The organism is Microcystis sp. M083S1 (genome assembly GCF_020246405.1).
Classification (GTDB): Bacteria; Cyanobacteriota; Cyanobacteriia; order Cyanobacteriales; family Microcystaceae; genus Microcystis; species Microcystis aeruginosa_C.
Window position 1 is genome coordinate 1 of sequence record NZ_JADBTB010000057.1, and the last position, 9,229, is coordinate 9,229.

General features: G+C 42.4%; 6 protein-coding genes and 1 pseudogene. 4 read left to right on the top strand and 3 right to left on the bottom strand.

The features are described from left to right. Positions 1 to 267: 267 nt before the first annotated feature. A complete protein-coding gene (locus IM450_RS05150; protein ID WP_002783137.1) occupies positions 268 to 1,239 on the top strand; it encodes a ribose-phosphate pyrophosphokinase in 972 nt (323 codons plus the stop codon). Positions 1,240 to 1,292: 53 nt separating this feature from the next. Here IM450_RS05150 and lepB read toward each other — a convergent pair whose 3' ends face one another. Further along, entirely contained in the window at positions 1,293 to 1,895 is a 603-nt protein-coding gene (gene lepB, locus IM450_RS05155) for a signal peptidase I (protein ID WP_287669037.1), read from the bottom strand. Positions 1,896 to 2,266: 371 nt separating this feature from the next. Here lepB and IM450_RS05160 point away from each other — a divergent pair, with 371 nt between their 5' ends. Continuing rightward, positions 2,267 to 4,438: an EF-hand domain-containing protein gene (locus IM450_RS05160; protein ID WP_287669035.1), complete on the top strand. Its 2,172-nt coding sequence runs from the start codon at positions 2,267 to 2,269 to the stop codon at positions 4,436 to 4,438. A gap of 506 nt (positions 4,439 to 4,944) precedes the next feature. Here IM450_RS05160 and IM450_RS05165 read toward each other — a convergent pair. Both IM450_RS05165 and IM450_RS05170 read right to left on the bottom strand, forming a co-directional pair. Further along, entirely contained in the window at positions 4,945 to 6,105 is a 1,161-nt protein-coding gene (locus IM450_RS05165; protein WP_287669033.1) for a DNA-methyltransferase, read from the bottom strand. Positions 6,106 to 6,189: 84 nt separating this feature from the next. Beyond that, positions 6,190 to 7,461, bottom strand: coding sequence for a dihydroorotase (locus IM450_RS05170; protein WP_287669031.1), 1,272 nt, complete (start codon positions 7,459 to 7,461; stop codon positions 6,190 to 6,192). 182 nt (positions 7,462 to 7,643) lie between these two features. Between IM450_RS05170 and IM450_RS05175 the strand changes: the two genes are divergently transcribed. Further along, the gene (locus tag IM450_RS05175) at positions 7,644 to 8,912 is read left to right on the top strand and encodes a DNA methyltransferase (protein WP_287669028.1); all 1,269 of its coding nucleotides are present in this window, start codon (positions 7,644 to 7,646) and stop codon (positions 8,910 to 8,912) included. Between the two features lie 181 nt (positions 8,913 to 9,093). After that, a pseudogene (locus IM450_RS05180) lies at positions 9,094 to 9,229 on the top strand (Uma2 family endonuclease); the annotation flags it as partial.

The window sequence follows — 9,229 nt, forward strand, 5'->3', positions numbered from 1 at the left end:
CCAAGCTTTTCTGGTCGGAACCCCCTAAGCCGAGTTTTCAAGGTGCTGCGCCGTCCACTTGGTTTTCGAGACTGGCCTTTTAATTCTAACGTAAAGCCAACCTAGAACGGCGGGGTTTCAGACCCAAAATTTCCGATGATCGGTAATTGGTTAAGATTGAGATCTAACAAAGAAATCCACTCAGATTTTCAACAAAACTGAGATGATAGAAAAAAGTGCCTTGAGTTTGAGGGTAAAGAATCTGCTGTGAGCTATTCTGCTACTTTGATGCGACATCCGATGTTTCCCGCCGCGTCGGACAGCAATCGTCTTCGTCTCTTTTCGGGATCCGCTAATGTATCTCTTGCCCAAGAGGTGGCCCGTTATCTGGGCATGGATGTGGGTCCGATGATTCGTAAACGTTTCGCCGATGGTGAATTGTACATCCAGATTCAGGAATCGATCCGGGGCTGTGATGTCTATTTAATTCAACCCTGTTGCAATCCCGTCAACGATCATTTGATGGAATTGTTGATCATGATCGATGCCTGTCGTCGTGCTTCTGCCCGACAAATTACCGCCGTAATTCCCTATTATGGTTATGCTCGCGCCGATCGCAAAACCGCCGGCCGGGAATCGATCGCCGCCAAACTGGTGGCTAATCTGATCACGGAAGCGGGGGCAAGTCGCGTGTTGGCCATGGATTTGCATTCAGCCCAAATTCAAGGTTATTTCGATATTCCCTTCGATCACGTTTACGGTTCCCCAGTGGTGGTGGACTATCTTCTCAGTAAACAATTACCCGATATCGTCGTGGTTTCTCCCGATGTGGGTGGGGTGGCTAGGGCGCGGGCTTTTGCCAAAAAACTCAATGATGCGCCCCTAGCAATTATTGATAAACGCCGGCAAACCCATAATGTGGCGGAAGTGATGAACTTGATCGGCGATGTTAAGGATAAAACGGCGGTTTTAGTCGATGATATGATCGATACGGCCGGTACGATCGCTCAAGGGGCGCAGTTACTGAAAGCCAAGGGGGCGCGACAGGTTTATGCTTGTGCCACCCATCCGGTTTTTTCCGGTCCTGCGATCGAGCGTTTATCCAGTGGCATAGTCGAGGAAGTGATCGTTACTAACACGATTCCCGTCCCCCAAGAACATTTTTTCCCGCAACTGAAAGTCTTGCCGGTTGCCCCGATTCTGGGTGAGGCAATATGGCGCATTCATGAGGACAATTCCGTAAGTAATATGTTTAAATAGATGCTCGAATCCCCCTAGTTTTAGGGGGAATTTTTATATTTATTTTCTTGACATTAATTCTGATTTGTGGCAGCGTCGGGGTTGTCAAGTCCTCCCAGACGATTAAAGGGCCAAAAACGCACCACGGCGCGACCGATTAAGTTTTCCCGGGGAACGAAGCCCCAAGCGTGGGAATCATAACTATTATTGCGATTATCGCCCAAAACCAGATATTGATCGGGGGGAACTGTCACCGGTCCGTAAGCATAATTAGGTTCTTCGGCGATATACTTTTCCGCTAAAACTTTACCGTTGACGTAAACTAGACCGTTTTTGACTTGCACCTTATCCCCCGGCAGTCCAATCACCCGTTTAATAAAAGCATCCTGAAAATTTTGAGCTTTGAGAGCGGCTGTCGGACTAAAAACCACTATATCACCCCGTTCTGGCTTCTGAAAATGATAGCTAACTTTCTCGATAATGAGGCGATCATTAATCTGGAGAGTGGGTTCCATGGAAGAAGAGGGAATATAACGGGCCTCGGCCACAAAAGTGCGGATACCAAAAGCCAAAATTCCAGCCGTGACAATGGTTTTAACTGCTTCTAGCCAAGGGTTTTCTTGGGGGACGGGAGGAGGAGAGGGTTTTTCGGATTTATGGTTCAAGCTTTCAGCCATAGAATTTTAACTTTTGAGAAGGATTAAGCCAATACGCTCTTTAATGTTCTAGTTTAGTGATAGTAGCAGCGTAGATAATATTTTAAGACAATCTCCCTACATCTACTGGATCACTGTTAATTTGTCAAGGCCGCATTCTGCCGCTGGAAGGGGAATTTCCTCGGGGGTAGAAAAAGTAAGATTAGTCCCATTGCTGACGAGATCGAGACTCGTGCTAGTACCATCATGGACGCGAGGGGGCCTGACTTTGTTGCCCGGTGTTATTAGTCCACTGCATTTTCACCCACTGGGATGTTTACAAAAATTCCCGAATGATCGATTGGAAACTTGGATATTATTTTAGCAAAGCGGCTTGACTCAGATTTATGTATATGTTTGCACAAATTCCCGAACGCTCAATGCACTATCTGCGATGGGTTGTGACCATCGCTTGGTTAATTCTGATATTTTCTCTGTTTTTTGACCCTATTTCAGCAAAATTAACCGATCCTAATAATCTCTCTAGTCCCCTGAGAGTTGCTCGCGATGTGTGCATTAAAGTCCAGGGAGTTTGCCTACTCCAATCCTCCTATCAGTTAGGTGCGCCGATTTTTTGGGGAATAGTGGTTCCTAGTGGTGTTTTTATCTTATTAGTATTAGGTCACGAACTCTGGCGGCGTATCTGTCCTTTATCCTTTCTTTCTCAAATACCGCGCGCTTTGGGTAAACAGCGTCAGAAAAAACAGACCGATAAATCGGGAAAAGTCCGATCTGAAATCTATAAAGTGCCGAAAAACTCTTGGTTAGCCCGGAATTATCTCTATCTACAATTAAGTCTGTTATTTTTGGGTTTATGCGGACGGATTCTTTTTTATAATTCCGATCGCTTAGTCTTAGGCAGCTTTTTAATCTTTACTATTCTAGTGGCGATCTTTGTGGGTTATTGGTATGGGGGCAAATCTTGGTGTAACTATTTCTGTCCCATGAGTCCAGTGGAAAGGATTTACGGTGAACCGAGGGGTTTACTAAATAGTACCGCTCACGAAGACAGTCGCGGTGGGATTACTCAATCTATGTGTCGCATTGTCCGGGAAGATGGTAGCGAACAAAGTGCCTGTGTTGCCTGTCAGAGTCCCTGTATCGATATCGATGCGGAAAGATCCTATTGGGATGGGATTACTAGCAGAGATCGCCAATGGCTTTATTACGGTTATTTTGGCTTAGTTGTTGGCTATTTTATCTATTATTATCTCTATGCTGGCAATTGGGACTATTATTTCTCTGGAGCTTGGGCGCACGAAGAAAATCAACTAGAATCCCTCTTTAAACCGGGTTTTTATCTTGCGGGTAATCAGATTCCGATTCCGAAGTTGGTAGCTGTTCCCTTAACTTTGGCAATCTGCACTTTTTTGGGTTACTTTCTCGGTAAAAAAGTGGAAAATGCCTATAAAGTCTATAGAATTCGCAAAAAGTCGCCCTTACCGACCGAAATTATCCGTCATCGAGTCTTTACTTTCGGAACTTTTCTGATTTTCAATTTCTTCTTTATTTTCGGTGGTCGTCCTTTTATTAATCTTTTGCCAAAATTTTGGCATTATTTCGCTAGTATTTTAGCGGCTGTTTTGAGTAGTTTATGGTTATATCGCACTTGGATAAGGGATCCGAGTCGTTACCAACGGGAAGGACTAGCGGGAAGATTGCGTAAACAGTTGGGTAAACTGGGTCTCGATACGGCTAAATATCTCGATGGGCGATCGCTGGAAACTTTGGACGCAGATGAGGTGTATGTGTTGGCCAAGATACTGCCGGATTTCACCCACCAGAAGTGTTTAAAAGCCTATAAAGCCGTGTTAAAAGAGGCTTTGGAGGAGGGATATACTGACTTCGGCCACAGCCTCGAAATCCTAGAACAAATGCGCTTAGAGTTGACGATTACCGAGGCAGAACATCAGGCAATTCTAACAGAGTTGGGTGTGGAATCGGCCGAACTTCTCGATCCGGACAAGCAGTATAGTCGCGAGGATTGGTTACGTTTGCAGAGTTATCGCGATGCTTTGTTAGAAAGTCTCTTGGTGACTTGGAAAAAAGACCCCGATCGCAAGGTGGGGTCAGAATTGCTGGAAGTGTTAACCGGTAAGAGTTCCAGGGAGGCGATCAAGCATTTATTGACGGAATTGCCGGCCTCGGAAACGGAAACTGTCGAGTCTTTGCGTCGGGAGTACGGAGTTACCGGTCAGGAGGAGGAAACGATTCTCCATCGTCCTTTGGCCCATCAATTATGGCAAAATATCGCCCGCGCTTTTCAGGTCTTCGATCGTCTATCTTTTAGTAGTGACAGCGATCGTGATCAACAGGAAAGGATTTTATTGGAAAGATTCCAGCTATTCGATAGCGATGGTTCGGGACAAATTAGTCTTGAGGAGTTAAAAGCTTGTCTTCAGGCGATCGAACCGGGGGTGACAGACAAGGAAATCGAAGCTATGTTACAACAGGCCGATACAAGTCGCGATAATCAGATTAGTTTTCCGGAATTTCGCGACCTACTTCACCAATTCCATAAATAAACTGTCTTTAACTATTGCGTCGGTCATGAATTCCAAGACATTAGGATTCTGATAGCAAATTAAATTGTATTCAGTGCAAATAGAGAATCAAGTTAGCTGTCACCTTGATGGTGGGAGCTTTTTCTTTTTTTAGCCAATACAGTGCTTCTGTTCCCCCCTCAAAGGTTACGGTTAATTAGTTGGGCTGAAAGATTAAGTAGCTGGTTATAATTAAATTAAAAATGGATTTTAGGTTCGATCCCCCCTGAGTCCCCCCTTAATAAGGGGTGTGCCGATCCCCCCTGAGTCCCCCCTTAATAAGGGGGGCATCTGATAATTTTTAACGCCTACCTACTTACCTGTGATGATAACATGGGCTTTACTTGTCCCAGCCATTGCCAAGATTTACCATTGTATATATTCTGGTTTAATGGGGCTAATTTTCTCTATTTCTAGATAGTCTTTTGGAGTAAAATAAGCGTGACTTTTACTGGCTGTCATGGGGTTTATCTTGCTTGTTGTTAGTGTTATAACGGACAATTAAGCCAAATAATTGAGTCTAAATCAGCCTGATTGCCTTCAGTAATTAGCTTTTGTATCAGTTCAATATAATTAAAATTACTCTCGAATAAAACAAAACGTCTATCTAAAGAAGCGGCCGCTAGTCCCACGGTTCCTGAACCAGCAAAGGGATCTAAAACCACATCACCTTTAAAAGAGTAATAGGTAATCACTTTTTCTGCCAATTCTACGGGAAAAGCGGCGGGATGTTTTGAGTTAGTGACTGGGTTAATTTTCCAAACATTAGTGCGTTCATAACCATCGGCAATTTTTGAGGCTTTTACTACTTCTTGATCGGGATGATTGCGAATATGCCAATCGATGAGTAAATCCGTGTGTTTACGATAGACTAAAACGTATTCAGTCACTGGCACGGTTTTGTATTGGAGAGGGTTTCGATCGGCGGCAAATCTGCGCCCTCTACCAGTTGCCCACCCTGCTCCCTCTGGTTTTAGCCAAATAATATCATCAATAAAGTCGTAACCTTCTTCAATAAAAATTCGATGCAAATCAAAGGGAACAGCAATACGTTTAGAAGCTTGATTACGCGAAGCGCGACGCAACAGCACGGGAGAAATATTAATGACAAAAAAACGTCCTTCACTCAAAACTCGATGACATTTTCTGATCACCTGTCGCAGCTTCAATAGATAGCTTTCGTATTCTTCAAATTCTGAATATTCTGGACGAGCATTAAAATAGGGTGGTGAGGTAAAGATTAAATCAACACTTTCTGCTGGCATTTCCTCCAAAAGTTCGCTACAATCACCAAATCCGATGGTATTTCTCAGAGAGGAAAGCTTATATTCTTTTTTAGTTTTCTTGGGGGTTTCTAATTTAGATTCATCCTGTTTTAACAGACGAGCGATAATAATTTCAGTCCGGGTTGTCCTATCGGCTAAAATTTCGGTGGTGTAGGCATCGATCACCACTTCCCCAACGGTTTTTTTCTGTTCGTTACATAAAGGAACTCGCCAAATATGATATCTGTCATCCACTTCTGGTAAACCTAATTTAATCGCATTAACTAAATTTATTTCCCGCAACCAATTAAGGACAATTTCTTTAGCTTCTGCCACCGTGCGAAGCAGATAACCGCGCTTGTCCGATACCAGTTCTTTTTCCATGGCATTACTCTAGTTCTCTCTAGAATTCTAGCTGATTATTATCCAAAAAACTAGGAGAGTCTCAAGATAGAAATTGGCCACCTTTTAAAAATTCCACATTTCTAACACTTTTCCCGTAATTGTTTGATTTAACCAGAAAGTATTATGACTGAGGGAGTGAAGATTATTTGCTGTTACTTTCCAGCTTGCTTGGGGATGAAAAAGAATTGCTTCTGCGGGATTACCGGGGTTGAGAGATGCCGGTTTTTGTTGTAAACAATGACAGGGATTGAGACTAAGCGCTTGCCATAATTGTAAAGCTGATAATTGCCCGGTTATTACTAATTTTTCCCAGAGTAGCGGTAAAGCTAATTCTAACCCGATCGCGCCGGGGGGTGCTTCTGCAAAAGAGACGGTTTTTTCTTCGTAGGTATAGGGACGATGATCGATCGCGATTGCGTCGATAATTCCCTCCTTAATTGCCGCAATTAACGCCTTGCGATCGCTTTCGTTGCCCAAGGGTGGAGCGAGGTGTAAACTGGGATGATAGCTGGCGATCGATCCTGTATTTAAGAGGAGATGCAACCACGTCACACTAGCGGTTATCGGCAATCCCCGCATTTTTGCCTCGCGAATTAATTCCACTCCTCGACGGGTAGAAATTCGCATTAGGTGAACAGGTGTATTAATTTCGCCGACGATTTCTAAAATTGTGGCTAAAGCAGTGGTTTCGGAAATAGCAGGATCCCCCGGTAAACCTAGGCGAATCGAGGTTTCTCCCTCACGCATGACTCCATTACCCTTTAATTGCTGATTTACCGGGGAAAGGGCGATATTTTTACCGAAGGGTTTTAGGTATTCCAATAAGTGCCGCAACAGTCCCAAATCTTCCAGACTGCGATTATCGGTAAAACCCACCGCTACAGGCATTAAATCGGCTAATTCGGTCATTTTTTGCCCTTGCCTTCCTAGGGTGAGACTTGCCCAAAAATGCAGACGGGTCGATTTTGAGTCAAAAAACCCTTGACTTTTTTGCTGTAATGTGCTAAGAAGTGCGGGGTGATCGAGGGGGGGAAGAGTATTGGGGAGAATTGCCACCCGGGTGCAACCTCCGGCCGTGGCCGCTTTAAGCAAAGATGCGAGGGTTTCTCTGTCCTCATGGCCGGGTTCCCCAGAATGACTGTAGAGATCGACTAATCCGGGAGCAAAAATACAGTTTTGACCGGAAATATAGTTACTATTTTCTCTTGGGGGAAGCTGAGATTCGATCGCTTTAATTACCCCCTCCTCAATCCAGACATCGGCAATGCGATCGGTTTGTGTCAGGGGGTCAAGGACTCTAACCTGTTCTATAATTGTCGAGGATTGGCTATTCACGCAGACTAATTAAAACGTCATTTTTTCCTTTGGCAGTATATCACGTTAAGTAAAAAGTAAAAAGCAAAAAAGCTGAGTTGTCGGTTAGGTTAAGGGACGATAAGTTAGAATATTGATCGACTACGGTTTTAATCTTTATTTTAATTGGCCGATCCACCCTAAGCAGAATTGATAGCCGAATCATGCAGTTAGAACTTTTCGCTTTTAACAATTTAGAAGAATTTGATCGGGGAACCCCGCGATTAGTTTCGTTTCGAGATTTAGTACCAGAAATCACCAGCACCAGTTATCTAACCCATAGCATCTATTATTATCCTGCCAAATTTATTCCCCAAGTGGTGAGATTTTGCCTTGATAATTACAGTAAAAAGGATGATTGGATTATCGATCCTTTTGCCGGTTCAGGTACGGTGGGTTTAGAGGCTAAACTTTGTCAAAGAAATGCGGTTTTAACTGACCTGAATTATCTTTTAAACCATATTATTCCGATTAAGATCACAGAACACCAAGAACCATTGAGTTACTCAGAGTTAGATAAAAAAATCTTAGAAGTTTTTGCCAGCAAGGATAAATTTAACCCTCAGTGGTCAAATTTAAACTATTGGTATCCAGAGGAGATTTTAGCAGTTTTGCAGAAACTTTGGGCAGGTCAAAAAAGTCTAGAACCTGATTTGTATTCCCAGATTATTCAATCGGTTTTAGTGAAAGTTAGTAAACAGTTTTCCTATGCAGAACATACCAAACCTAAATTATTTCAATCGAAATACAAAAAATCAGATATACAGGAACTATTACAAAGAGATTGGCAAGAGGAATTAAAACGAACGATTAAAGATATGAGTTTTGAAACTTTAACCAGCGTTAATCAATATATTACCGTAACTTGGCATAATTATAATCAAGTGCTTTTTTATGGAGGAGTAGATAGTGCCACTTTTGAGATCGAGCAAAATCTAGAGTTAGATTGTTTAATTAGTTCCCCCCCCTATCTGCAAGCACAGGAATATATCAGAACAGCAAAACTAGATTTATATTGGTTAGGATATACAGAAAAAGAAGTACAAAAAATCTCTAAGCTAGAAATTCCCTACCGACAGGCTACCAGATTAATCGAAACTGAAACCCTAAATCAAGTGAGATCGAGTTTAGAGAAAGAGAATTTACATAAAATACTCGATTCCTATTTTTGTCACACTATCAACGCTTTAGAAAATGCCACCAGAAAATTAAAACAAGCTGGCAAAGCTTGCATTTTTGTGGGTAATCCAAAAGTGGATGGAGTGGAAGTAGAAACTTGGCGAATATTAAAGGAATATTTTCAGGAAAATGGCTTTGTTTTTGATACCGTCTTTGAGGATAGAATTAAAACCAGACAATTATTCAAATCTCGCAAGAATAAAAATCCTGATGGCATGAAATCCGAATATTTACTAATTTTAGAGAAAAGGTAGCTCTAGTTTAGTCAAATCGAATACAAAAAATATCAACAACTTCCCCAAGATAGCACTAATCCGCAAGGTTAAAACATTGATAAATCTACAGTGAAATAGTTAAGGGCTGAGGACTGATTGCTAACTGCTGTAACAAATTTAGTTTATAATTAATTATCGACCTATCTCTGTTGGACAAACCATGACTATCGCTGAAAGCTTACCCCTAGTGGAGTCTCATGTAAACCCTGAGATAATCTTCCCAGAAGGCGAATTTTGGAGTGATGAACCCCCTTTGGAAAGTAACCTACATCTACAACAAATTATTTTATTAATTC

What these genes read in the sequence shown, in the direction of transcription:
- IM450_RS05150 (WP_002783137.1), top strand. Translation starts at nt 268, where the DNA reads ATGCGACATCCGATGTTTCCCGCCGCGTCGGACAGCAATCGTCTTCGT.
- lepB (WP_287669037.1), bottom strand. Translation starts at nt 1,895, where the DNA reads ATGGCTGAAAGCTTGAACCATAAATCCGAAAAACCCTCTCCTCCTCCC.
- IM450_RS05160 (WP_287669035.1), top strand. Translation starts at nt 2,267, where the DNA reads ATGTTTGCACAAATTCCCGAACGCTCAATGCACTATCTGCGATGGGTT.
- IM450_RS05165 (WP_287669033.1), bottom strand. Translation starts at nt 6,105, where the DNA reads ATGGAAAAAGAACTGGTATCGGACAAGCGCGGTTATCTGCTTCGCACG.
- IM450_RS05175 (WP_287669028.1), top strand. Translation starts at nt 7,644, where the DNA reads ATGCAGTTAGAACTTTTCGCTTTTAACAATTTAGAAGAATTTGATCGG.